Source organism: Brevundimonas sp. 357 (assembly GCF_003938605.1).
Taxonomy (GTDB): domain Bacteria; phylum Pseudomonadota; class Alphaproteobacteria; order Caulobacterales; family Caulobacteraceae; genus Brevundimonas.
Genome location: NZ_RHWX01000013.1, coordinates 56716 through 81353 on the forward strand (window position 1 = coordinate 56716; position 24638 = coordinate 81353).

The 24638-nt window shown below is 69.3% G+C and carries 26 protein-coding genes; 8 read left to right on the forward strand and 18 right to left on the reverse strand.

Annotation, left to right across the window (positions count from 1 at the left end):
* Positions 1-33: 33 nt before the first annotated feature.
* From EGK63_RS12365 to pgk, 4 genes are all read left to right on the forward strand, one after another.
* Positions 34-2121, forward strand: a complete 2088-nt coding sequence (locus tag EGK63_RS12365; protein WP_125901744.1) for a carbon starvation CstA family protein — start codon at positions 34-36, stop codon at positions 2119-2121.
* Positions 2114-2368, forward strand: coding sequence for a YbdD/YjiX family protein (locus tag EGK63_RS16920; protein WP_256375790.1), 255 nt, complete (start codon positions 2114-2116; stop codon positions 2366-2368). The genes EGK63_RS12365 and EGK63_RS16920 overlap by 8 nt, the downstream gene beginning before the upstream one ends.
* A gap of 198 nt (positions 2369-2566) precedes the next feature.
* Positions 2567-3574: a type I glyceraldehyde-3-phosphate dehydrogenase gene (gap, locus tag EGK63_RS12375; protein ID WP_003165800.1), complete on the forward strand. Its 1008-nt coding sequence runs from the start codon at positions 2567-2569 to the stop codon at positions 3572-3574.
* A gap of 112 nt (positions 3575-3686) precedes the next feature.
* Positions 3687-4883 (forward strand): phosphoglycerate kinase, encoded by a 1197-nt coding sequence (gene pgk, locus EGK63_RS12380; protein WP_125901745.1) that lies wholly within the window; start codon positions 3687-3689, stop codon positions 4881-4883.
* Between the two features lie 55 nt (positions 4884-4938).
* Here the strand turns inward: pgk and EGK63_RS12385 are convergent, their stop codons facing one another.
* The gene (locus EGK63_RS12385; RefSeq protein WP_125901746.1) at positions 4939-5340 is read right to left on the reverse strand and encodes a hypothetical protein; all 402 of its coding nucleotides are present in this window, start codon (positions 5338-5340) and stop codon (positions 4939-4941) included.
* A 157-nt stretch (positions 5341-5497) separates the two neighbouring features.
* Here EGK63_RS12385 and fba point away from each other — a divergent pair, with 157 nt between their 5' ends.
* Entirely contained in the window at positions 5498-6562 is a 1065-nt protein-coding gene (gene fba, locus EGK63_RS12390) for a class II fructose-bisphosphate aldolase (protein WP_088410130.1), read from the forward strand.
* A 67-nt stretch (positions 6563-6629) separates the two neighbouring features.
* On the opposite strand, the gene EGK63_RS12395 is transcribed toward fba, so the two are convergent.
* The gene (locus EGK63_RS12395) at positions 6630-7268 is read right to left on the reverse strand and encodes a DUF2799 domain-containing protein (protein ID WP_125901747.1); all 639 of its coding nucleotides are present in this window, start codon (positions 7266-7268) and stop codon (positions 6630-6632) included.
* A gap of 72 nt (positions 7269-7340) precedes the next feature.
* Between EGK63_RS12395 and EGK63_RS12400 the strand changes: the two genes are divergently transcribed.
* Together EGK63_RS12400 and rpoH are read left to right on the forward strand one after the other, a co-directional pair.
* Positions 7341-8345 carry an RluA family pseudouridine synthase gene (locus tag EGK63_RS12400; protein ID WP_125901748.1) on the forward strand — a complete coding sequence of 335 codons (1005 nt, stop codon included), beginning with the start codon at positions 7341-7343 and terminating at the stop codon, positions 8343-8345.
* Between the two features lie 233 nt (positions 8346-8578).
* A complete protein-coding gene (gene rpoH, locus EGK63_RS12405) occupies positions 8579-9463 on the forward strand; it encodes an RNA polymerase sigma factor RpoH (RefSeq protein WP_125901749.1) in 885 nt (294 codons plus the stop codon).
* A gap of 16 nt (positions 9464-9479) precedes the next feature.
* On the opposite strand, the gene EGK63_RS12410 is transcribed toward rpoH, so the two are convergent.
* From EGK63_RS12410 to EGK63_RS12445, 8 genes are all read right to left on the reverse strand, one after another.
* A complete protein-coding gene (locus EGK63_RS12410) occupies positions 9480-10286 on the reverse strand; it encodes a two-component system response regulator (protein WP_125901750.1) in 807 nt (268 codons plus the stop codon).
* A 77-nt stretch (positions 10287-10363) separates the two neighbouring features.
* Entirely contained in the window at positions 10364-11659 is a 1296-nt protein-coding gene (locus EGK63_RS12415) for an adenylosuccinate synthase (RefSeq protein ID WP_040345924.1), read from the reverse strand.
* A gap of 92 nt (positions 11660-11751) precedes the next feature.
* Positions 11752-12912: a phosphoserine transaminase gene (locus EGK63_RS12420; protein WP_125901751.1), complete on the reverse strand. Its 1161-nt coding sequence runs from the start codon at positions 12910-12912 to the stop codon at positions 11752-11754.
* Positions 12913-12965: 53 nt separating this feature from the next.
* Positions 12966-13901, reverse strand: coding sequence for a DnaJ C-terminal domain-containing protein (locus EGK63_RS12425; protein WP_125901752.1), 936 nt, complete (start codon positions 13899-13901; stop codon positions 12966-12968).
* Positions 13902-14027: 126 nt separating this feature from the next.
* Positions 14028-17705 (reverse strand): glycoside hydrolase/phage tail family protein, encoded by a 3678-nt coding sequence (locus tag EGK63_RS12430; protein ID WP_125901753.1) that lies wholly within the window; start codon positions 17703-17705, stop codon positions 14028-14030.
* A 3-nt stretch (positions 17706-17708) separates the two neighbouring features.
* On the reverse strand, positions 17709-18146 hold the full coding sequence (locus tag EGK63_RS12435) for an NlpC/P60 family protein (protein ID WP_243637681.1): 438 nt from the start codon (positions 18144-18146) through the stop codon (positions 17709-17711).
* A gap of 179 nt (positions 18147-18325) precedes the next feature.
* Positions 18326-18979 carry a DUF2163 domain-containing protein gene (locus tag EGK63_RS12440; RefSeq protein WP_125901755.1) on the reverse strand — a complete coding sequence of 218 codons (654 nt, stop codon included), beginning with the start codon at positions 18977-18979 and terminating at the stop codon, positions 18326-18328.
* Positions 18980-18982: 3 nt separating this feature from the next.
* Entirely contained in the window at positions 18983-19594 is a 612-nt protein-coding gene (locus EGK63_RS12445; protein ID WP_125901756.1) for a DUF2460 domain-containing protein, read from the reverse strand.
* Between the two features lie 163 nt (positions 19595-19757).
* Between EGK63_RS12445 and EGK63_RS12450 the strand changes: the two genes are divergently transcribed.
* Positions 19758-20456: a DUF805 domain-containing protein gene (locus EGK63_RS12450; RefSeq protein WP_207896375.1), complete on the forward strand. Its 699-nt coding sequence runs from the start codon at positions 19758-19760 to the stop codon at positions 20454-20456.
* 90 nt (positions 20457-20546) lie between these two features.
* Here EGK63_RS12450 and EGK63_RS12455 read toward each other — a convergent pair whose 3' ends face one another.
* The 8 genes from EGK63_RS12455 to EGK63_RS12490 all read right to left on the reverse strand — a co-directional run bounded on the left by EGK63_RS12455 (position 20547) and on the right by EGK63_RS12490 (position 24534).
* Positions 20547-21083 carry a phage tail tape measure protein gene (locus tag EGK63_RS12455; RefSeq protein ID WP_125901758.1) on the reverse strand — a complete coding sequence of 179 codons (537 nt, stop codon included), beginning with the start codon at positions 21081-21083 and terminating at the stop codon, positions 20547-20549.
* Positions 21073-21261: a phage tail assembly chaperone gene (locus tag EGK63_RS12460; protein ID WP_125901759.1), complete on the reverse strand. Its 189-nt coding sequence runs from the start codon at positions 21259-21261 to the stop codon at positions 21073-21075. The genes EGK63_RS12455 and EGK63_RS12460 overlap by 11 nt, the downstream gene beginning before the upstream one ends.
* Positions 21261-21554, reverse strand: coding sequence for a GTA-gp10 family protein (locus EGK63_RS12465; RefSeq protein WP_125901760.1), 294 nt, complete (start codon positions 21552-21554; stop codon positions 21261-21263). Before EGK63_RS12465 ends, EGK63_RS12460 begins: the two co-directional genes overlap by 1 nt.
* Positions 21551-21961, reverse strand: a complete 411-nt coding sequence (locus tag EGK63_RS12470; protein ID WP_125901761.1) for a phage major tail protein, TP901-1 family — start codon at positions 21959-21961, stop codon at positions 21551-21553. Before EGK63_RS12470 ends, EGK63_RS12465 begins: the two co-directional genes overlap by 4 nt.
* A gap of 196 nt (positions 21962-22157) precedes the next feature.
* A complete protein-coding gene (locus EGK63_RS12475; protein WP_125901762.1) occupies positions 22158-22565 on the reverse strand; it encodes a DUF3168 domain-containing protein in 408 nt (135 codons plus the stop codon).
* A complete protein-coding gene (locus tag EGK63_RS16960) occupies positions 22562-22879 on the reverse strand; it encodes a head-tail adaptor protein (RefSeq protein WP_305764432.1) in 318 nt (105 codons plus the stop codon). The genes EGK63_RS12475 and EGK63_RS16960 overlap by 4 nt, the downstream gene beginning before the upstream one ends.
* A complete protein-coding gene (locus EGK63_RS12485) occupies positions 22876-23142 on the reverse strand; it encodes a head-tail connector protein (protein WP_125901764.1) in 267 nt (88 codons plus the stop codon). The genes EGK63_RS16960 and EGK63_RS12485 overlap by 4 nt, the downstream gene beginning before the upstream one ends.
* Before the next feature lie 165 nt (positions 23143-23307).
* Positions 23308-24534 carry a phage major capsid protein gene (locus EGK63_RS12490; RefSeq protein WP_125901765.1) on the reverse strand — a complete coding sequence of 409 codons (1227 nt, stop codon included), beginning with the start codon at positions 24532-24534 and terminating at the stop codon, positions 23308-23310.
* Between the last annotated feature and the right edge of the window lie 104 nt (positions 24535-24638).

Consider the following 24638-nt stretch of genomic DNA (forward strand, 5'->3'; position numbering starts at 1 on the left):
GTCGCACCCAGTCGACCCGGAGGACCGTTCGCCATGGGCAAGCTCAAGACGGCGCTGATTTTCGGCGCCATCGCCATATTGGGGGCCGTGTCCCTCGCCGTCATCGCCCTGCATCAGGGCGAAAGCATCAGCGCAGTATGGATCGTGGTCGCGGCGTTGTGCGTCTACGCCATCGCCTACCGCTTCTACGCCCGCTATCTGGCCGGGAAGGTGCTGGGGCTGAACGCCCGCAGACCCACGCCCGCCGTGCGGCATAACGACGGGCTGGATTACGTCCCGACGCCGCGTAACGTGCTGTTCGGCCACCATTTCGCGGCCATTGCGGGCGCGGGGCCTCTGGTCGGGCCGGTGCTGGCGGCGCAGATGGGCTATCTGCCCGGCGTGCTGTGGATTCTGGTCGGCGCCGTTCTAGCGGGGGCGGTGCAGGACATGATCGTCCTGTTCATGTCGACCCGCCGCGACGGCCGCTCGCTGGGCGACATGGTGCGCACCGAGATGGGCCCCATCCCCGGCGTCATCGCCCAGGTCGGGGTGCTGATGATCATGGTCATCATCCTGGCGGTTCTGGCCCTGGTGGTGGTCAAGGCTCTGGCCGAGAGCCCCTGGGGCACCTTCACCGTCGCCGCCACCATTCCCATCGCCGTCTTCATGGGCCTGTACACCCGCTTTCTGCGGCCCGGCCGCGTGGGCGAGGTGTCGGTGATCGGCGTGGTGCTGCTGGTTCTGGCCATCATCGGCGGCGGCCATATTGCGGCGGATCCCTTCTGGGGTCCGGCCTTCACCCTGTCGGGCACGACGCTGGCCATCGCCATGATGGCCTATGGCTTCATCGCCTCGGTCATTCCGGTGTGGCTGCTGCTGGCCCCGCGCGACTACCTGTCCACCTTCCTGAAGATCGGCGCCATCGTCGCCCTGGCCGTCGGCATATTGATCGTGCGGCCGCATGTGCAGATGCCCGCCATCACCCCCTTCATCGACGGCACCGGGCCGGTCTTCTCGGGCGCCCTGTTCCCCTTCCTGTTCATCACCATCGCCTGCGGAGCCGTGTCGGGCTTCCACGCCCTGATCTCGTCGGGCACCACGCCCAAGCTGCTGGAGAACGAGAATCAGATCCCGCTGATCGGCTATGGCGCCATGCTGTGTGAAAGCTTCGTGGCCATCATGGCCCTGATCGCCGCCACCGTGTTGGACCCGGCCGTCTATTTCGCCATGAACAGCCCGGTCGCCGTCATCGGCGACAACGCCGCCTCGGCCGCCGCCGCCGTGGCCCAGTGGGGCTTCCACATCACCCCGGCCGAGCTGGAGCAGTTGGCCAAGGACGTGGGCGAACACTCCATCCTGTCGCGCGCGGGCGGGGCGCCCACTCTGGCCGTCGGCATGGCGCACATCCTGTCGGGCGTCATCGGCGGCAAGGCCATGATGGCCTTCTGGTATCACTTCGCCATCCTGTTCGAGGCCCTGTTCATCCTGACCACGGTCGATGCGGGCACCCGCGTCTGCCGCTTCATGATCCAGGATCTGCTGGGCATGGCCGTGCCGAAGATGCGCCAGACCCAGTCCTGGACCGGCAATGTCGTGGCCACGGCCCTGACGGTCGGGCTGTGGGGCTATTTCCTCTATACCGGCGTGGTCGACCCTCTGGGCGGGATCAACAGCCTGTGGCCCCTGTTCGGCATCGCCAACCAGATGCTGGCGGCGGTCGCCCTGATCCTGGGCACGGTCGTCCTGTTCAAGATGAAGCGGCACAGGTTCGCCTGGGCCACGGCGGTTCCGGCGGTCTGGCTGCTGATCTGCACCGTCACGGCGGGGCTGCAGAAGCTGTTCCACCCCGACGTGAAGATCGGCTTCCTGGCCCACGCGCGGAAGTATCAGGACGCCATGGCCGCCGGCGACATCCTGGCCCCGGCCAAGACCATCGGCGACATGCACCGGGTCATCGTCAACGACTACGTCAACTCGGCGCTGACGGCGGGCTTCCTGTTCGTGGTGCTGACGGTCGTGGTCTATGGCGTCGGAGCCTGCCTCAAGGCGCTGAAGTCCGACCAGCCGACCGTGGTCGAAACCCCGGCCGAGCATGAACTGACCCTGAGCGACGAAGCCATGGACATCGCCCGTGCTTAAGTCCTCTTCATCCTCGGCGACGAGCGGCGGCGCGGACCTGCTCTGCGCCTGCCGGGACACCCTGGTGCGGTGGGGCAAGGACGCCCGCCGCACCGCCGGGCTGATGATCGGCCAGCCCGATTATGACGCCTATGTCGCCCATGCCGCCGTCACCCACCCGGATCAGGCGCCGCTGGACCGCACCGCCTTCTTCCGCCTGCATGAGGCGCGGCGGTTCGGCGAAGGCGGCGGCTTCCGCTGCTGCTGAGGGCGCCGGCCCCTCCCACGCCGTCATCCTCGGGTCAAGCCCGAGGATGACGGCTATGAAAGGCAGAAGGCAAAGCGGCGCCGGCCCCGGACGGTTACACCCGATCATACCTTGTTACGGCGACGGGGTTGCAACCGCGCGCGCTCCGTCCCACTAAGGCGCCCATCATAATCGCCCCTGTTCAGGAGACTGCTCCCCATGACCGTTCGCGTCGCCATCAACGGCTTCGGCCGCATCGGCCGCCTCGTCCTCCGCTCGATCGTCGAGCACGGCCGCAAGGACATCGAGGTCGTGGCGATCAACGACCTGGGCCCGGTCGAGACCAACGCCCACCTGTTCCGCTATGACTCGGTGCACGGCCGCTTCCCCGGCACGGTCACGACCGGCGAGGACTGGATCGACGTCGGCACGGGCAAGATCAAGGTCACGGCTGAGCGCGACCCGGCCAACCTGCCGCACGCCGAGCTGAAGGTGGACATCGCCCTGGAATGCACGGGCATCTTCACCTCCAAGGACAAGGCCTCGGCTCACCTGAAGGCCGGCGCCAAGCGCGTGCTGGTCTCGGCCCCGGCCGACAACGCCGACAAGACCATCGTCTTTAAGGTCAACCATGAGACCCTGACGGCCGACGACATCGTCGTCTCCAACGGCTCGTGCACGACCAACGCCTTGGCCCCGGTGGCCAAGGTGCTGCACGACCTGTTCGGCATCGAGCGCGGCTACATGACCACCATCCACGCCTACACCGGCGACCAGCCGACGCTGGATACGATGCACAAGGATCTGTACCGCGGCCGCGCCGCCGCCCTGTCCATGATCCCGACCTCGACCGGCGCCGCCAAGGCCCTGGGTCTGGTCCTGCCGGAACTGAAGGGCAAGCTGGACGGCTCGTCGATCCGCGTCCCGACCCCGAACGTCTCGGTCGTCGACCTGAAGGTCGTCGCCGGTCGCGAAGTCACGGTCGAGGAAATCAACGCCGCCCTGCTGGCCGCCGCGAACGGCCCGATGAGCGGCGTCCTGGCCACGACCACCGACCCGCTTGTCTCGGTCGACCTGAACCACGTCGCCGCCTCTTCGACCGCCGCCCTGCCCCAGACGCAGGTCGTCGACGGCAAGCTGGCCCGCGTCCTGACCTGGTACGACAACGAATGGGGCTTCGCGACCCGCATGGCCGACACCGCCCTGGTAATGGCGAAGTTCCTCTGATCCGGTCTCGCGCCTGACAGACTGCTGACCTATGAGGGGCTCTCGCCGAACGGCTGAGAGCCCCTTGTTTCAAGACGACGGGCCGCCGCCCAGATCAAAAGACGGACCACCGATGACCTTCCGCACCCTCGACGACGTTTCCGACCTTTCGGGCAAGGCCGCCCTGGTCCGCGTGGACTTCAACGTGCCGATGGAGGACGGGAACGTCACCGACGACACTCGTCTAAAGGCCGCCCTGCCGACCATCCACCGCCTGCGCGAAGCGGGCGCCAAGGTGGTGCTGCTGGCCCACTTCGACCGTCCCAAGGGCGAGCGCGTGCCGTCGATGAGCCTGAAGCCTGTCGTTCAGCCGCTGGAGCTGCTGCTGCACGGCCCCGTGCGCTTCGCCGACGACTGCGTGGGCGACGAGGCCAAGGCCGCCGTGGCCGATCTGGACGCGGGCGGCGTGCTGCTGCTGGAGAACGTCCGCTTCCACAAGGGCGAGGAAAAGAACGATCCGGCTTTCGCCCAACAACTGGCGGAACTGGGCGATCTCTACGTCAACGACGCCTTCTCGGCCGCGCACCGCGCGCATGCCTCGACCGAGGGGCTGGCCCGCCTGCTGCCCGCCTATGCCGGTTGCGCCATGGCGCGCGAGCTTGAGGCGCTGGACGCCGCGCTGGGCAAGCCGCAGAAGCCGGTCATCGGCATCGTCGGCGGCGCCAAGGTCTCGACCAAGCTGGACCTGCTGAAGAATCTGGTCGCCAAGCTGGACTATCTGGCCATCGGCGGCGGCATGGCCAACACCTTCCTGTTCGCCCAGGGCGTCGATGTCGGCGGTTCGCTGTGCGAGAAGGATCTGGCCGACACCGCCCGCGAGATCATCGAGGAAGCCCGCCGTCAGGGCTGCGAGCTGCTGCTGCCGGTCGATGTGGTGGTCGCCAAGGGCGTCAAGCCGGGCATCGAATCGGGCGTCCGCGCTCTGGACCGCATCGCCGCCGACGACCTGATCCTGGACGCCGGGCCGGAGACGGTCGCCCGCCTGAACCGCGCCATGGATCTGTCCAAGACCCTGATCTGGAACGGCCCGCTGGGCGTGTTCGAGGTTCCGCCCTTCGACAAGGCCACGGTCGAGGCCGCCAAACACGCCGCCGAACTGGCCAAGGCCGGCAAGCTGGTCGCCGTGGCCGGCGGCGGCGACACGGTCGCGGCCCTGAACCACGCGGGCACGGCCGACGACATGACCTTCGTCTCCACCGCGGGCGGCGCCTTCCTGGAATGGATGGAGGGCAAGGTTCTGCCGGGCGTCGAAGCCCTGCGCGCCGCCTAACGGCAACCATCAAGGCGAGGGCTGTCCGCGGCCCTCGCCCCTGATGCCCGAAGCTTTAGTCTTCGCCGTCCATGTCGACGGCGCGCGCGACCAGATCGCGCCACGTCGGATCGGTGTCGTCCACCAGATCGACGTCGTCCAGCAGGGCCACCGCCCCGCCGCCGTCGGGCAGGATCAGACCCAGCACTTCCATCACATCGCCGTCGGGCCCGACGTGGGCCTCGGCCTGAACGATCACGGCCGCCTGCTCGCCGTCCTCCTCCCACCAGATGACGGGCTGAGGCAGCTCCATGTTGATGACGCGCGCCTCTTCAGTGTCGCCCAGGGCGAACACGGCCTTGCCCGCTTGAACGTCGTCCAGCGTCGCCACCGCGCCCGTGAAAGGCGTCAGCCGCGACCAGTCGTCGACGTCGAAACCGCCGCCGTCTTCATCCAGCGCATCGTCGTTCTGGCTCATCGCCGCTCCTTGGTCGGACACGCCCGAGGCGTCGCGTCCACTTAGAGGCTGCGCGCCCAAAGTCCACCAGGCTTGCGTCCTGTCACATCGGCGTGACTTCCCCCGCCTGACGGGCTAAGACCTCGGGCAAAATCATATCTGGTTCAGGAGACTATCCATGGCGCGCATCACGCTGCGACAACTGCTCGACCACGCGGCGGAGCACGACTACGGCCTGCCCGCCTACAACATCAACAACATGGAGCAGGGCCTGGCCATCATGGAGGCCGCCGACGCCGTCAATGCGCCGGTCATCATCCAAGCCTCGCGCGGCGCCCGCTCCTACGCCAACGACGTCGTCCTGGCCAAGCTGATCGACGCCCTGGCCGAACTGTATCCGCACATCCCGGTCTGCATGCACCAGGACCACGGCAACGGCCCGGCCACCTGCGCCACCGCCATCCAGTACGGCTTCACCTCGGTGATGATGGACGGCTCGCTGGAAGAAGACGCCAAGACCCCCGCCTCCTACGAATACAACGTCGAAGTGACCCGCCGCGTCACCGAGATGGCCCACAGCTGCGGCGTCTCGGTCGAGGGCGAACTGGGCGTGCTGGGTTCACTGGAAACCGGCATGGGCGAGGCCGAAGACGGCCACGGCTTCGAAGGCAAGCTGGACCACTCGGCCCTGCTGACCGACCCGGATCAGGCCGTCGACTTCGTCAAGGCCACCAAGGTCGACGCCCTGGCCATCGCCATGGGCACCTCGCACGGCGCCTATAAGTTCACGCGTCAGCCGGACGGTGAAGTCCTGGCCATGAACGTGATCGAGGAAATCCACCGTCGCCTGCCCAACACCCACCTGGTGATGCACGGATCAAGCTCGGTGCCGCAGGATCTGCAGGACATCATCAACGCCTATGGCGGCCAGATGCCCCAGACCTGGGGCGTACCGGTCGAAGAGATCCAGCGCGGCATCAAGAACGGCGTGCGCAAGGTGAACATCGACACCGACAACCGCATGGCCATGACCGGCGCCATCCGCAAACTGCTGGCCGAGAAGCCGGGCGAGTTCGATCCCCGCGCCTATCTGAAGCCCGCCAAGGAAGCCATGCGCAAGCTGTGCCAGGAGCGCTATCTGCAGTTCGGCTGCGAAGGCCAGGCGTCGAAGATCAAGCCCCTGTCCACGGCCCAGATGGCCAAGCGCTACGCCGGCGGCGAACTGGACCCGCGCATCGGCTGATCGCCGGTCGCATCGCCGTCAAATTGAAACGCCCGCCTCCGTCGACCGGAGGCGGGCGTTTTCATGTTCACCAGACGCCGTAACGGCCATCGAGCATACGGCGCACAGTCCGCAGTTCGACCTCAGCGTAGCGCAGGTCGTCCTCGGCCCGCCGCGCGGAGCGATGCGCGTCGTCCAGTTCGCCCTCGACCTCGCGGATGCGGTTGCGGATACGCTGGCGCTCTTCGGAGGTCAGGCCTTCCTGACGCAGTTCGCGCCGCTTGGCGTCCAGCTTGTCCTCACGGCTTTCGATGCGACGGATCGCCGAGTTCAACGCGCTTTCGGCCGAAGAGACGGCCTGCTCGACCTCATACAGCTGTCGTCCGTCGCGATGCGCGGGCACGAAGGCCCGCTCTTCCGCCGGCGAACAGACGCCCTGATAGGTTCCGCCCGCACGCCCCGCGCGGAAGCCGTTCTCCCAGGTGCAATAGGTCCGCAACCCATCCTCGCGCGCCGCCATATAGGCGCTCATGTTCGGGGTCACGCCATGCTTGGCGCAGGCCTTGGCGTGGTTATGCAGGCGGCTGGACGGATGCCCTTCGGCCCCATCGCGGTAGCCCTGTCCGCCCCAGTCGCCGACCAGGCACTGGCCCTCGCTCATCGTGGCGCAGCCCGACAACAGGACGACGCTGGATGCCGCAACGACGGCGACGGTCAGCAACTTCATTTAGGCCTCTAGACAACAGCCGCGCTCGAGGTCCGATGACGCCTCTTCACGCAAGCCATGCTATTTCACACCATGGCTGATGAACCTTTACTGTCGGAAGACGACGAAGCGCCTGAATTGCTCAACGCGCGCATCGACGCGCCGGGCGTGCGTCTGGACAAGGCTCTGGCCGAGGCCTTCCCGACCCTGTCCCGCGCCCGGCTCCAGGCCCTGCTGGCCGACGGCGCCGTCACCCGCGACGGCCAGACGGTCTCCAACGGTTCGGCCAAGGCCCAACCCGGTCTCTATGTGGTCGCCCTGCCGCCCGTCGCCCCGGCCACGCCCCAGCCGGAAGCCATTCCTCTGACCGTCCTGTTCGAGGACGCCGACCTGATCGTCATCGACAAGGCGCCCGGCATGGCCGCCCACCCGGCGCCGGGCTGCGAGACAGGCACTCTGGTCAACGCCCTGCTTGCCCACTGCGGCGACAGTCTCTCCGGCATCGGCGGCGTCGCCCGCCCCGGCATCGTCCACCGCCTGGACAAGGACACTTCGGGCGTCATGGTCGCCGCCAAGTCCGACCGCGCCCACGCAGGTCTGTCCGCCCTGTTCGCCGCCCACGACATCGAGCGCACCTATGTGGCCCTGACGCGCGGCGCGCCCTCGCCCGAAAAGGGCCGCATCCAGACCCAGATCGGCCGCTCCAGCGGCGACCGCAAGAAGATGGCCGTGCTGCGCTCCGGCGGGCGCGAAGCGATCACCGACTATGTGGTTCAGCAAACCTTCGGCCGCCCGGCCAAGGCCTCGAACGCCCCGCTAGCCGCTCGCGTCGCCTGCACCCTGCACACCGGCCGCACCCACCAGATCCGCGTCCACATGGCGTCCAAGGGCGCGCCCCTGCTCGGCGATCCTGTCTACGGCTCGGGCAGCCCCGCCGCCACCGTCCGCGCCGCCGTCGAGGAGTCCGGCTTGATACGCCAGGCCCTGCACGCCGCCGTCCTCGGCTTCATCCACCCCGTCACCGGCGAAGCCCTCCGCTTCGAAACCGCCCCGCCCGAGGACATGCTGCGGCTGGAAGCCCTGCTCAGCGAACTCTGACGCTTTGGCGCGCCGTCGCGTCTGCGCCAAACTGTCCGCTTTATTAGCAACAACATCTGTGCTAGATAATCGCCACGACGGACGACCCGCGCGGTCGCCGCCGAATTGAGACAATCCGCCCCTTTCGCTCCGGGCAACGGATTCCCATCTTATCAGTTGAGGGGCGAGGCGATGATGCACGTCATGTGGTCAAAGCCGCGGCGCCTGCTCTAGCATTCGGTCGGAGGGACCACATGGCCAATACCACGCTGACGGTGATGTCGCCTGAACAGGGACTGTCCCGTTATCTCACGGAAATCCGTAAGTTTCCGATGCTGACCAAGGATGAGGAGTTCATGCTCGCCAAGCGGTGGAGCGAACACCAGGATCCTGAGGCCGCCCACCGTCTCGTGACCTCTCACCTGCGCCTCGTGGCCAAGATCGCCATGGGTTATCGCGGCTACGGCCTGCCGATCGGCGAGGTGATCTCCGAGGGCAACGTCGGCCTGATGCAGGCCGTCAAGAAATTCGATCCCGACAAGGGCTTCCGCCTGGCGACCTACGCCATGTGGTGGATTCGCGCCTCGATCCAGGAATACATCCTGCGTTCCTGGTCTCTCGTGAAGATGGGCACCACGGCGGCGCAGAAGAAGCTCTTCTTCAACCTGCGCAAGGCCAAGAGCCAGATCTCGGCCTTCGAGGAAGGCGACCTGCACCCGGAACACCTGGCGGCCATCGCCACCAAGCTGGGCGTGTCGGAAGAAGAAGTCACCAACATGAACCGCCGCCTCGGCGGCGACGCTTCGCTGAACGCCCCGTTGCGCGCGGACGGCGAAAGCGAGTGGCAGGACTGGCTGGCCGACGACGACGCCGTCAGCCAGGAGACCCAACTCGCCGAAGACGAGGAAAAGTCGATCCGCATGAGCCTGCTGCAAGAGGCCATGGAGGAGTTGACCGACCGCGAGAAGCACATCCTGACCGAGCGTCGCCTCAAGGACGACCCGGTCACGCTGGAAGAACTCGCCGGCCAGTACGGCGTCAGCCGCGAACGCGTGCGTCAGATCGAGGTGCGCGCCTTCGAAAAGCTGCAGAAGGCCATGCGCGCTGCGGCCGAGGAACGGAACCTGGTCGACGCCTGACGTCGACCACGGCTCCCTACCCCGCCCGCGCCAGGGTCTCGGGCGGCGCCAGCTTCAGCACCGCCTGAACCGGCGCCGTCAGGACGGCTTTCGTCGGCGCCCCGGCGGCCAGCACCGTATCCAGACCCGCCGCCGCGATCGCCAGCGGCGCGTCGCCGGTCTTGATGGCCAGCGCCTTCAACGTCTCGGCCTGCTGCTTGATGGCCCGTACGGCCTGCATCGGGTCGCTGTCGAACTGCGTCAGGGCCGAGAACAGGATCCGCATCGCCTGATCCTTGACCGCCACCGCGGCCTCGGCGCCGGAACGCGGCTTGTCCGCCTTGCGCTTCTGCGGTCCGGCGTAGTCGTCCGAGTTGAAGCGCCGCCGATCCGGGCCGACATAACCCACCGCCTCGACCCAGTCGCGCGGCTTGGTCGCCAGGTTCTCGATCCGACGTTGCAGATCGCCGCTGGTGAAGGGTTTTCTCAGGAACTCGTGCACGCCGGAATCCCGCGCGCCCTTGATGGCGCTGGCGGTCGCCTCGGCCGTCACCATGATGATCGGCGCGCGTCGGCACGACAGGCTGGAGCGACGGATGCGCCGCACCAGGGCCTCGCCGTCCAGCTTCGGCCCCGCCCGCTCGGTGCAGATCAGGCCCGGCTCCATCTCGCGCGCCAGGTCCAGCACGCGCGCCTCGTCGCCCTCGACCACGATCTCGCGCGATCCGAACCCCTTCAGCAGGTCCATCAGCAGGCGCGCGGCGGCGGGATTGGGATCAACGATCAGCACGCGCCGAACCACCGGCGCGATCCTCTGTATCGTTTTGGCGTCTAGGGCGAACACGGGGCGAGCTCCATTCCAGAGCCCGACCCTATGCCCCACGGGTTAAGGCGATGTTGCCTCAGCCCAAAAATGTAAACTTAGCCTTGGAACGGATCGCGCATCAGAATGGTGTCGTCGCGCTCGGGGCTGGTCGACAGCAGGGCCACCGGCGCGCCGATCAGCTCCTCGATCCGCCGCACATACTTCAGCGCATGGGCGTTCAGATCCTTGAAGCTGCGGACGCCGCCCGTGCTCTCGGTCCAGCCTTCCAGCTCCTCGAACACCGGCTCGGCCGAAGCCTGATCCTTCAGGCTGGACGGCAGATAGTCCAGCACCTCGCCGTTGATGCGATAGCCGACGCAGATCTTCAGCGTCTTCAGTCCGTCCAGCACGTCCAGCTTGGTCAGGGCGATGCCGTCGATGCCGTTGATCGCCACCGACTGGCGCACCAGCACCGCATCGAACCAGCCGCAGCGACGCGCCCGGCCGGTGTTCACGCCGACCTCGCGACCCACGACCGCCAGATGTTCGCCGACCTCATCGTTCAGTTCGCAGGCGAAGGGGCCTTCGCCGACGCGCGTCGTATAGGCCTTCACAATGCCCAGCACATAGCCGACGCCGCGCGGACCGACGCCCGACCCCGCCGCCGCCTGTCCGGCGATGGTGTTCGAGCTGGTCACATAGGGATAGGTGCCGTGATCCACGTCCAGGAAGGCGCCCTGCGCCCCTTCGAACAGCACGCGCTTGCCTGCCTTCTGCGCGGCGTCCAGCACCCGCCACGCCGGCTTGACGTAGGGCAGGATCTTCGGCGCGATCTCCAGCAGTTGCGCCAGCAGGGCCGCCGGGTCGATCGGCTCCAGCCCCAGACCCGCGCGCAGCGGATCATGGTGCGAGCGCAGACGGTCGATCTTGATCTTCAGGTCGTCTTCATTGGCCAGGTCGCAGACGCGGATGGCGCGGCGGCCCACCTTGTCCTCATAGGCCGGGCCGATGCCGCGGCCGGTCGTGCCGATCTTGGCGCCCGGCGCGCTGGCGGCGGCCTCGCGCGCCACGTCCAGCGCCGGGTGGATCGGCAGGATCAGGCAGGCGTTGTCGGCGATGGTCAGGATGTCGGGGGTGATGGCCACGCCCTGGGCCTGGATCTTCTCGATCTCGCCGACCAGGTGCCACGGGTCCACGACCACGCCGTTGCCGATGATCGAGGGCTTGCCCTGCACCACGCCCGAAGGCAGCAGCGCTAGCTTGTAGACCTTGCCGTCGACGACCAGCGTATGCCCGGCGTTATGGCCGCCCTGGAACCGCACGACCATGTCGGCCCGGTTCGACAACCAGTCGACAATCTTGCCCTTGCCCTCGTCGCCCCATTGGGCGCCGACCACTGCGACGTTAGCCAAGACCGTTTCTCCGCAATCCAGAATGCGGTGGGAGCCTATAACCCCTGAATCGTCCGGAGTCGCCCCCAAAGGGCGTAGGATGGGCGACAGAATTATCCAACCAGCTCGCCGACCGCCGTCTGGAACGCCCACTCCAGCCACGGCGTCGCGGCCACGACGTCCGCCGTCTCGACCGTGCAACCGCACCACAGGCGCAGGCCCGGAGGCGCATAACGATGCGGCTCCATGTCATAGACCGCCCCTTCGCCTTCCAGCAGCCCCTTGAACCGCTTCACGAAGGCCTTCTGTCCCGCCTCGTCCATCGCCGCCACGCGCGGATCGACGAACTTCAGGCAGACCGACGTGGTCGAGCGGATTTCGGGGCGCTCCGGCAGGAAGTCGATCCAGTCGGTCCGCTCCACCCACTCGGCCAGAGCCGCATAGTTGGCGTCGGTGCGCGCGATCAGCGCGGGCAGGCCGCCCACGCCCTTCGCCCAGTCCAGCGCGTCGATCCAGTCCTCGATGGTCAGGACCGAGAAGGTGTTCATCACCACCCCGTCCGCCAGGGTCCGGTCAAAACCCTTCCTGTCGACGATCCGCAGCACCTTGGGCACGGCCCGATCGGGGCGATAGGCGTCCAGCCGCGCCACGGCGCGCGGCGACAGCACCATCAGGCCGATGCCCGCCTCGCCGCCCAGCGCCTTCTGGAAGCTGAAGGTCGTCACATCCAGCTTGTCCCACGGCAGATCCATCGCAAACGCCGCCGAGGTCGCGTCGCAGATGGTCAGCCCCTCGCGGTCGTCGGCGATCCAGTCCCCATCCGGCACTCGCACGCCCGAGGTCGTGCCGTTCCACGGGAACACCACGTCCTTCTTCGGATCGACCTGGGACAGATCCGGCAGCTCGCCCCACGGCGCCGTCAGCACTTCCGGCTCCAGCTTCAGGTGGTCGCGCACGTCGGTCGCCCAGACCTGACCGAAATTCTCATAGGCGACGACCTGCACCGGCCGCTCGCCCAGCATGCACCACAGCGCAGCCTCGACCGCCCCGGTGTCCGAGCCGGGCGTATAGAGCAGCACATAGTCGTCCGGCGGGCTCAGCACCTCGCGCGTCAGCTTCAGCCCATGCGCAAACCGCTCGGCCACTTCCGGCGCGCGGATGCCCCGGCCCATCAGATTGGTCGGCAGCCCCGCCAACGACCAGCCCGGACGCTTGGCCGTCGGCCCGGCCGAGAACCAGGGGCGAGCGGGCTTGGCGGCGGGCTTGGACGTCATGACGGTCTCTACAGTCTCGGGGAGGAGAAGAAGTAAGCTAAGCCCTTAAGCCGTCAGCGGCCGGGCTTATAGGGCCGGCGTTCACGCCATTCGGCCGCAAACCGGACCAGTTCGTCGTCCGGCGTCTCCGGCAGCGTCACCACCAGCTTCGCCAGCAGATCGCCGCGCTTGCCGTTCGCATAGGCGCCGCGCCCCTTCAGCCGCAGCACCTTGCCCGAGTTCGAGCCCTTGGGGATGGTCATCATCACCGCGCCCTCGGGCGTCGGCACCTGGATCTTCCCGCCCAGCACCGCGTCGGGGACCGACACCGCCAGATCCATCGTCAGATCAGCGCCGTCGCGCTTGAACACCGGGTGCGGCTGGATACGCAGTTCGATCAGGGCGTCGCCCGCCTGACCGCCCCGCCCCGACGCGCCCTGCCCCTTCAACCGGATCACCTGGCCTTCGGACGCGCCCTTGGGAATGGCCACATCCAGCATCCGCCCGTCCGAGAACTGGATGCGCCGCGTCGTCCCGGCGATGGCGTCCTCAAGGCTGATGTCCAGGGTGGCCCGCACGTCCTGGCCGCGCCCGCCGCCGAACCCACGCCCGGCCCCACGCCCGCCGCCGCCGAAAGCGCCGAAAATCTCTTCCAGATCGATGTCGTCGAAGCTGGCCCGGCCGCCGGGACCGCCCTCGCCGCGCCCGCCGAAGCCGAAGCCCCCGAAACCCCCGCCGCCCGGCCGTCCGCCCTGCGCCCCGCCGCCGAAGCCGCGAAACTGCTCGCGTCCGTCGGCGTCGATCTCGCCGCGATCATACTTCGCCCGCTTCTCGGCGTCGCCCAACAGGTCGAAGGCGGCGGTGATGCGCTTGAACCGTTCCTCGGCGGCCTTGTCGCCGGGATTCTTGTCGGGGTGCAGTTCCTTGGCCAGCTTGCGGAACGCCTTCTTGATCTCGTCCGCGCTCGCGCCCTTGGAAACGCCCAGTTCCTGATAGGGATCGCCAGCCAATTTTCGCTCCACTCGGATCAATACGAACCAGAGCGTCAGTTAAGCCATGCGCCCGCCCGCCGAAAGAGGCGAGGATGGTTTCCTCATGTTGCAACACCCTCTCCCGGCGGGAGAGGGCCTTGTATCTCACAACCCCAACACCGCCTCCGTCCCCCAGCCATACCCTTCGCCCCACTGAGCCACGGCAACCCGGACGCCCGCCCCAACGCCCCCGGGAAAGTCCGCCGCGACCTCTACCGCGCCATAGACCGCCGCCAGCCCCTCGACCTCCCAAACCCGGCGCACGACGACGCCGTCCAGCACCCGCACCCGAAACCGCCTCGGATCGACCTCGGGCGGCTCGCCTTCCCAACCGTCGCCGCCCCGCCGCACGCGCGGCAACCAGTTCAACCGCCACCCGCCGCCCTCCGACCTCGCCTGCAGATGCGCCGGTCGCCACGGCGCCGCGTTCCGGTTGCTCCAGACGAAGCCGACCTCCGTCGTCCCCGCCCCGCCCGGCGGCGAACCCACAGGCCCCGCCCGCCAGATCCGCGGCAATCCACGCTCGACCGCATCGACCTCGGCGCGCGCCATGCCGCGATCCAGCACCACGACCAGCGTCCCCGGTTCCGCCCCGCGCGCGGCCGCCTCTTCCGTCCCCTGCTGTCCGCGCAACAGGCCGCTCAACCGCCACACGTCGCCGCCGACCATCTCGGCCCGGCGGAACTGCACCAGCTCCCACCCGTCCGCACTGCGCACCGCCAGCAGATTGGCGCCCGACAGAACCGCCTCGGCCGCCCGGCTCTGCGGCGCCTGCCCCTCGATCCGCACGTTCAGCACGCCCGTCTCGTCCCTGCGCCCGACCACGCCGGGCCGCAAGCGCGCCGTCAGCGTCCCCACCGTCGCGGGCGTCTCCACCACCGCCCTCTGCGTCAGACTGTCGACTGAGGCCCCGCCATGCAGGGCCATCGGCGTCCACGGCTCCGCCGCGGCCGCGACCACCGGCCGCCCGTCCGCCTCCTCGCCCGGCAGAGGCGGCAGGTCCAACAGCATCAGGAACGGCGCCCCCGGCGTTCCCGCCCCGCCGCCGTCTCCGCGCCAATCCTCGGGCGCGTCCACGACAGCGACCTCGACCACCGGCGCCAGCACCGCCCTGGGCGTCTCATCCCAGTCCAGCCGCTCGACGCGCCAGTCGCCCGCACGCCCCTCCACCGCCGTCACATCGCCCGGCTCCAGCCTCAGCGCCTCCAGCGGCCCCAGCTTCAGCGTCAGCCGCTCCACCGCCTCGCCCGCCAACAGCCGCTGCGCCGCCGCCGTCGCCAGCCCGGCCCCGACCACGGCGGGCAAGGCCGCATCCACGCCGCCGCCTTCGCCCTCGCCGCGCACCGTCACCGCGCCCAACTGATAATCCGCCGCCTCATCGATGAAGCGCAGCCGCGCCGCGCCCGGCCGAGGCGTCAACCGACGATCCGCCGCCGCGCTCCCGCCCTTGTCGGGCAGGGCCAGCGCCGCCTGATGCAGCGTCATCCCCCGCGCCGTCTCGCCCAGCACGGCCACCCGACCACCCCGCTCGGCTGTCGTCGCCCCCAGCGCCTGCACCAGCGGCGACAAGGCGTCCTTCGTCGCCATCGGCCGGTCGATGACATAGCCCGTCACCCCGCCGTCCACCGCCCCGAGCGTGAAGTCCGTCTCCGCCAAACCGCCGCGCTTCAGGATCGCCTCGATCAGCCCGCGCGCATCGCCGCCCATCCGCCCGTTCAGCCAGTGCCCCGTGCGCCAGGCGCCCGCATCGGCCCACACTTCACTCAGCGCCGGAAACGCCGGATAAGGCCGCGCGTCCCAGCACCAGACGTCCGCCCCTTCCAGCATCGGCCCGCCATAGACGCTTGAAACCGGGTTGTTCGCGGGCTGCGCATAATGCCCCAGCACCGCCTCGATCAGCCGCCGCTGCATCCGGTCGTCGCGCGCCCCGGTCGAGTACGGCGGAAGGGCGTTCTCGCTGCTCTTCGGGTCTTGGAACAGGTTCGGCGCATTGCCCCCGCGATCCACCGCCGCACAGCCGAACTCGGTCAGCCGGATCGGCTTCATCCCCGGAACCCAGGCCGTCGGCGACGCCTGCCGCACGCCGCCCACGCGCTCATGATGCCGGTTCGACCACCAGCCCTTCAGATCCTTGTAGCACCAGATCCAGTCCTCGCCGTGGGCGCCGTCCGTGATCGGCGTCCGCGTCTGCGCCGCCCGATCCGCCGCGCTGGCGTAGAACCAGTCATACCCCTCGCCGCCCGCCACCTGCGCCGCCAGATAGGCCGGGTCCGACGGCCCCTTGAAATCTTCGGCGTCCCGCCCTCCGGCGCCCGCGCGCCAGTCGCCCATCGGCGGATACCAGTCGATGCCGACGTAATCGATGTTCGGGTCCGCCCACAGCGGATCGAGGTGAAACCTTGCCTCTCCATCCCTCTGCCAGCCGAAATACTCCGACCAGTCGGCAGCGTAGCTCAGCTTGACCCGCGCCCCGACCACCGCCCGACACTCCGCCGCCAGCGTCCGGAACTGCGCCACCGCCGGAAAGCCTCCGTCCGCATCCCGCGTCCAGGTCAGCCCTCGCATCTCCGAGCCGATCAGCAGGCCGTCCGCCCCCTCATCCGCCGCCATGCGGGCATAGTGCAGCGCCAGCCGCCTCAACCCCCAACCGCCCGCCGTCCCGAACAGAGCCGCGACCTCGGCCGTCGCCCCCGCCCCGTCCGTCCCCGTGATCCGCCCCCGCCACGGATAGCCGGGGCAGTCCATGAAGACGAAGGGATACAGCGTCACCTCCAGCCCGCGCGCCTTCAGCGCCCGGATCGCCTGCCGCACGCTGTCGTCCGAGGGCGTGCCGCCATAGGCCGGACCATCCTCTACCTGAGAGATCAGATGCGCGTCCGCCCGCTCGACCCCGGCCACGCGCCAGACCAGCGGCTCGGTCGGTTTCTGACGCCGCTCCACCCCCGGCCGGATGCGGCAATGGCTCATGCGTATGTCGTCGCCGAACCAGCCGACCACCAGACTGACCCGCTTCAACCTCGGCGCCTGGGCCGTCAGCTGATCCAGCGAGGCCTCCAGGTCGGTCTGACCCGCCGTCAAATGCACGTTCTCCGGCGTCGATTTCGCCAGCCCTTCGCGCCGCATCACCGGCTCGGTCGCCAGGCAGAACTCCCCCGCGCCGGGGATCAGGCAAACGCCCTCAAGCCGGTCTTCCAGCTGCGGCGCCGCCCCCTGCGGCCGCCGGAACACCTCGAACGCCAGTTGCGGCGGCCGGTCGCCCCAGGCGTCCAGCGGCAGATCCTCGAACACCACATAGGCTGTACCGCGATAAGCGGGCGCCCGCCCCTCCACCGCCTCGATCAACGGATCCGGCGTCTGATCCTCGGTCCCGCGATGCAGGCGCATGGTCACGCCCGCCATGTCCATCGGCTGGCCGTCGGCCCAGATGCGGCCCACTCCGTCGATCGGCCCCTCGCACAGGGCCACCGCGAAACTCAGCGAATAGGCGTAGTCGACCGTCTTTCCCGCCTTGCCCGCCGACCGCTTCTCCTTGCGCTCCAGAAACCGCGCGGCCCAGATCACCTGTCCCGTCACCCGCGCCCGCCCGAAGACGCAGGCCATCGGCGCCCCCTCGGCCGAGGATTGCAGCTTCAGCCCCTCCAGCCTCGGCCCGACCTGCCGCGCGGGCGACAATCCAGCGACCAGCCTGTCGTCCAGCGCCCGCCCCAGCAGCCCCCCGGCCAACAGGCCCAGGCTGCTGACGCCCGCCATGCCCCCAAGGCCGCCCAGCAGCACCTGCGCCATCGTCTACTCCTTCAAAATCGTCCGGGATTCAGGCCAGCGAAAGGCCGCGACCAGACGCCGCCGCCACCACGGCCCCATCCAGCTTTCCACGACCGAGCGGCCCCAATAGGCGTGGATCATCCGCCGCTCCGGCGCCTCGACCGCGCTCAACACCGCGCAGTGTTTGGCCGGCGCGCCCGCCGCCATGCGGAACAGCAGCACGTCGCCCAGCCCCACCCGCTCCGGCGATATCTCCACCAGCCAGCGCCGCGCCGCCGACCACAACGCCTCCTCGCCCCCGACCTCGGCCCAGTCGGGGCGATAGGGCGGCGGCGCCTCCGGTTCCTCGCCCATCACCTCGCGCCACACCCCGCGCACCAGGCCCAGACAGTCCGCCCCCTCGCCTTTCAAGCTAGCCTGATGCCGATACGGCGTGCCCAGCCAAACGCGCGCAGCGGTCACGATCTGCGCGCGCCACGCCTCTCCCTCCCTTTCATGGGGAGGGTGGTCGCGCAGCGACCGGGTGGGGAGGGCTTGCTGATCGGGGCGCGGCGCTTGAACAGCCCCGCCGCCCCCACCCGGCTTCGGCTCCGCCTCAGCCACCCTCCCCATGAAGGGGAGGGAGAGATCAGCGCCCGCCCTCATCGCCTGCGGCTCCCGCCGTCATTGCGTCCCGCCACGGGCCGCGCGGTCAGAAAATCCTCGCCCGGCACATCCGGAAACCCCTGGAAATTCACTCCATTGCCGAACACGCCCACACAGGTCGCCCACCGCTTGTCGCAACTGCGCCCCGCAACCGCCGCCGCGCCCAATCGGCAACGCCCGTCGCCCAGCACCGCGTCGCAGCCCCGGCCATAGGTCCGCCCGACCACCCGCTCCAGCGCCGCCATCGGCCCGTTCAGGTCGGCGATGAACCGCCCCTCCTCGCGCCGTATCCGCGCCAGCCGCCCCGTCCACAGCCGCACCTTCAGGTCCGGCCGCATCCAGTCCACGCGCCACAGTTCGACCCCGGCGGCGTCATACCGCCCCGACGCTATGTCCTCTTCGGTGATCGCCGCATCATCCAATCCGCCCGACGCCGACAGCGCGCCCGCCGCCAGCCCGACCTCGCCCTCGCCCGCCCCGCCGGTCCAGCCGCTGGCCGCCCGGCACGCCACGCCCTCGACCTCCAGATCGCGGTCATGGTCGGTGAAGCCCATCACCCGCCCATCCGACCGCCTCAGCAGCCAGGCATGACACAGCGTCGCCGCCCCGCTCTCGATGCGGGCGGCCAGTTCGTTCGGAACATTGCGCATGGCTCAGACCCGCACTTCGATCAGAGGCATGGCGACCATCCGCCCGGCGCCGAAGCTCTCCAGCGTCACCTCCATCCGATCCGCGTCGAAGCGCACCGGCACGTCGAAGGCGAACCCCGCCGTCACCGGCGCGCCTTGAGGCGGCGCCGTCGCCAGCGTCACCCGCCCCGTCGTCGTCTCCAGATTGAAGGCCGCGGTCTCCACGCCCGCCACGGCCACGCGCACCGATCCCTCGACCGGCTTGGCGATGACCCGCCGGTGATCCCCATAGGCCTTGCTCAGCTGAAAGACGCGCGCCTGCCCGTCTCCAGTCCCGATCGCCTGATCCAGCGACGTCACGGCCGCCCCCGGCGCCCCGCTCCTGAAGTCCGCGAAGTCGCGAAACCGGAACCCGTGCAGCCGCCCGCGCCGCGCCTCGAAAAACGCCGTCAGCGCCGCCATGTCGTCCAGCGACCGCAACCCCGCCCCGATCAAATAGCGCCTGCGCCCGTCCGCCCAGGGCGTCGAGCGCCGCTCGACCCCCGAGGCGAGCGTCGTGATCTCCGTCCTGCGCTCGACCCCGCCGGTCGAACCGAACGCCAGCCGCGCGGGCAGGCGCACCTCATGAAAGGCCATGCGTCCTCGCTAGTTTGATGTGGATTGCGTCCCGTCGCGGGACAGTTTGCGAACGTCTCGCGAAAAACTTCGCCTAACGTCAGACTTCGGGTTGTCCGCGCCGCCCGCGTCAGCCATGCTTTCGCCACACCACGGCGAAGCCGTTCAACGACAGGAGATCCGCGTGCGCGGCGAAATACTCAGCTATGACGACGTCTCGGGCACGGGCCTGATCAGCGGCGACGACAGCATCCGCTACGGCTTCACCCGCGCGGACATCCAGGCTGGCGGAACCGTCGCCGTCGGCGCCCGTGTCGACTTCGTGCCGGAAGGCATGGAGGCGACCCAGGTCATGATCCTGGCCTCCACCGCCCCCGCCGCCGCCTTCGGCCAAGCCGCCGCCTCATCGACGGGCGGCGCTCCGCTCGGCGCCTATGACTTCGCCACGGCCATGTTCTCGTTCAACGGCCGCCTGCGTCGTCAGCATTTCTGGATCAGCTGGCTGATCCTGTTCGGCGTCGGCCTGATCCTGAACTTCATCCCGTTCCTGAACCTGCTGGGCCTCGCCCTGCTGTGGCCGCACCTCGCCATCGGCGTGAAGCGCCTGCACGACATGGGCAAGGCGGGTTGGATTATCGCCATCCCCTACGTCGTCATGATCGGCGGCTGGGTCTTCGCCTTCATGTCGATCGGCGTTTCGGCCTTCATGAACGCCCAGGCGCTGGAAAACGAGGATCCCGCCGTCATCCTCAGCACCTTCGGCCCGGCGCTGGGCATCCTCAGCCTGACCTGGCTGGTCGCTATCGGCTTCTGGCTCTGGATCGGCATCTCCGACAGCCAGCCCGGCGACAACAAATACGGCCCGAACCCCAAGGGCGAGTAGTCGACCCATCGGTCTGAAAGGGACGCCTCCGGGCGTCCCTTTTTGTTTGCGCTATCGTTCGGCGCCCGGCGCCTCCCTGCTTGAACGCCGCTAGCCGCGCGCGCCCAGGGCCGCCGCCCGCGCCAGCATCCGGGCGATCTGCGTCTCCGAGCGCAGCAGCCCTTCGGCCCCTCCATCCACCGTGACGTTCACCGTCACCCCGGCCCCCGAACCAGAGCGACCGCCCATCGGCTCGACCGTCCCCGCGCTCGCCGGACGGAACACCTCCGGTCCGCGCTCCCCGACCAGATAGGCCCCGCCGCCCAACACCAGCCCGCCGTCCGCCCGCGCCCCGCCGAAGCCGCCCAGCGCCGCCGCTATGGCCCCCGACAGTCCGCCGCCGCGCGCGCCCGCCGCCGCATTAACCGCGTTCAGCACCGCCCGCGCCAGTTCGGCCAGCGTCACCTCTCCGTCCGCCGCCGCCCGCGTCAGCGACCGCGTGAGGCTGGCCCCCGCGCGCCCGAAGGCGTCCTCGATCGAGGCCGCCGCCCGTTCCGCCGGCTCCTTCAGCGCCTCCAGCGCCGCCGCGGCCTCCGCCGCCTTCACCGGCACGGCGTCGATCCCGTCCGGCCTGAAACTATCGGTCATCCGGCCACATCTCCTGCATCCGCTCCAGTTCGCCCCGTCCCAGCGGCGCCGCCTGAACCGGCCCGGCCGTCAGCATCCGCCACTCCTTCAGCGACAGCCGCCAGAAGCTCTCCGGCGCCACGCTCATCCGCGCCGCCGCCTGCATCATCTCCGCCCATTGACGGTCTTGGGGCGTCATCAGGCGGCCGCCGCAAAGGCCTTCGCCACCGCCTCCGCCGCCTCACGCGGATCGACCGACGCGCTCGCCAGCCCCTCCGCCAGCGCAACCTCGCCCCCGCCGCGCAACAGCGCCGCCAGCACCACCATCAGATCCCGCGCCGACAGCGCCTTCATCCGCTCGGCCAGCGCCGCCATCCCGGCGACGCCCAGCCCGGTCTCGATCTCCGCCAACGCCCCCAGCGTCAGACACAGCTTCCGCTCCGCCCCCGCCAAAATCGCGGCGACCTCGCCCCGCACGCCGTTCACGCTCATAGCGGCGAGAACCCAATCTCGCCCGCGCTGGCCAGGCTCAGCGCAAAACTGGCCTCGCCCTCATGCTCCCCGGCGTATTCCAGCGCAGCGACCAGAAACGGCCCCTCCAGCACGCCGAAGTCCGGCACGATCAGCCGCCACGTCTTCGCCGCCTGCTCAAAGAAGGCCTCGCGGATCAGGGCGTCCGAAGCCGCGTCTCGAAAAATCCCCTGACCCGACACCGCCGCCGACTTCACGCCCGCCCCCGCCAGCAGTTCGCGCCACCGCCCGGCGCTGTCGCTGTCGGTCGCATCCACCGTCTTGGCGTTCAGCGAGATCGTCCTCGCCCTCAGCCCCGCCACCGTGGTGAAGGCGCCCCCCGCGCCCTCGATCTTCAGCAGGATGTCCTTGCCGCGTTGCGCCGTCATGATGTTCCCCGTTTCTCTGTTTCCTTCCCCCGGTGGGAGAAGGTGGCCCGAAGGGCCGGATGAGGGTTCCCGGTCGCCGTCGGCTGAAAGCCGCCGCGCCACGGCTGACGCCGACTGCAACGTCAACCCCTCACCCTTTCGCCTTGCCGATCGCTTCGCTCCCGGAGGCTCAAGCCCTCTCCCGCCGGGAGAGGGTTCAGATCTCTTCCGTCACCGCCCGCACCCGCATCACCGCCCACGCCCGCTTCAGATCCGGGCTGCGGAACAGGTCCGTAAACGTCATCGCCACGCTGACCGCCTTCACCCCGTCCGCCTCCAGCGGCGCATCGGCCAGCCGCGCCCGCACCGCCGCCGCCACGGCCCGCGCCTCCTCCAGCCCCCTGAACTGACTGGCGCAGGTCAAGGTCAGCCGCTGCTCCACCCCGCCGCCGTCGGCGTTCAGCGGCCGGCTCTCGCACCGCCCGATCACCAGATGCGGAAACCCCGCCCCGGACGGCGCTTCGTCCCACACCCGCACCGGATCGCCCAGCAGCGCCTTCAGCGCCCCGTCGTCGCCCAGATGCGCGATCAGCGCCTTCACCAGCGCCCCTTCATGATCCTTCATCGCGCTCGCTCCAGGTTCAGCCGCACCCGGCCCGCCGCCTTCGGATCGGCCTCGATCCCGACCACGCCCCAGTCCGCCCCGCCGAAGCGCACGACCAGCCCTTCCTCCAGCCTCGGATCGGCCCGCACGGTGGCGCTCAGCGTCTCGACGCCGCGCGTCACGCCCGCTTCCGTCCGCTCGCGCCGCCTGCGCGCGCCCAACGCCAGCCACAGCGACCCGACCGGCTCATAGCTGACCACCTGCCCGCCATAGGGCGTCTGCGCCTCAACCGGCCGCACCACCGACGCCACCACCTTCATCGCCCCCGCGCTCACAGCCGCACCACGCGATAGGGCGCGATCCACCCCTCGACCGGCGCCGCGCTCATCTCGCCGTCGCCGCGCTCATAGGCGCGCATCACCAGCATCATCACCGCCAGCCTCAGCGGCGCCGGCGAGGTCGAAGTCAGGCTCAACCCGACCTCCCCCTCCACCCGCGCCCTGGCGGCGTCGATCAGCGTCTGGATCAGCCCGTCCTCCGCCTCATGCTCGACGCGCAGGAACAGCTTCGCCTCCGCGAGGCTCACGGGTGCGCTCATTCAAATCTCCCTATGTTCCTTTTCCTTCTCCCCTTGTGGGAGAAGGTGGCCGCCGCAGGCGGACGGATGAGGGGTCTTGCGCCCGCGAAACCCCTCACCCTCCCACCGCTCACGCGGCGGGCCCCTCCCTCTCCCACAAGGGGAGAGGGCTCTCGTTCGCCGCCCCTACGAAGCCGCGAACTTCATCAGCTTGATCGCGTCGAAATTCTGCACCCCGCCGCCGACACGCTTGGTCGTGTAGAACAGCACATAGGGCTTGGCCGAATAGGGATCGCGCAACACCCGCACCCCCGCCCGATCCACGATCAGATAGCCGCGCGTAAAGTCGCCGAACGCGATCGACAGACTGTTGGCCGCCACATCCGGCATCGTCTCGATCTCGGTGACCGGATAGCCCAGCAGACTGGCCGTCTCGCCCGGCCGCGTCGCCGGCGACCAGACATAGTTCCCGTCCGCGTCCTTGAACTTGCGCACCGCCGAGACCGTGCGCCGGTTCATCACGAAACGCCCGTTCGGCCGATACTGAGCCTTGGGCGCATAGATCAGGTCGATCAGCTTATCGACCGGACTGGCGCTGGCGAAGGCCCCCGCCGCGCCCGAGACCACCGTGCCGATCTGGCCCCAGGTCTGCGTGCCCTCGGTCGCCGTGGCGTAGGCCAGGAAGCCCTTGGGCTTGTTCACCCCGTCGCCGCTGACGAAGGCCGCCGTCTCCTGCGCCGCGAAGGCGTCCTCGACCTCGGCCGCCAGCCATTCGTCCAGGTCGATCAGGGCGTCGTCCAGCAGGCTCTGCGTCGCCGCCGGACAGGCGTAGAGATCCGCCGAAGAGAACTCCAGCAACGCCAGCGTCGCCGGGTCCGTCTCGGGCCTGGCCGCCGTCTCGGCCACCCAGCCCGCCTGAACGCCCGCCGTCGACACCGGCTTCCTGAACACGCCCGAGCCGACCGTGCGCACCGTGGCGATCTCGCGCATCGGCGACCCGGCCATCAGGCGCCGCTCGATCGCGCGCTCCGTCTCCGGCGGCACGACATAGCCCGCCGAGTTCGACGCCGACGACAGCCCCGCCTTCAGCTCCAACCCGTGCGAGGCGCCCGACTTCATATAGCCGTCCCACGCCGCCTTGGCCTCGGGCGCCGCGACCACGGCGGGCGGCTCGGCCCCCAACATCGGACGGCGGCTCTCGCTCAGCGCACGGTCCATGCGCGCCTGCGCGCTGGCCACGGCCTGATCGATGCGCGCCACCTTCTCCTCCAGCAGCGCATCGGCGGAAGCCTTCTTTTCGATCTCGTCCAGACGGGCGTCGTTGGCCCCTTTGAACGCCTCGAACGCGGCCATCATCTCATGCATGGCGGCGCGCGCCTCGGGCGTGCCCGAGACGGTCTTGGTCTCTTTCATGGTCTCTCCAGAAAAATGCGCGACCGTCCTGCGGCGCGCCGTCAACCGGGCCAGGCCCGGAACGGGTGCGATCCTTCGTGCATCCGGGGAACCGTGCTACGCCG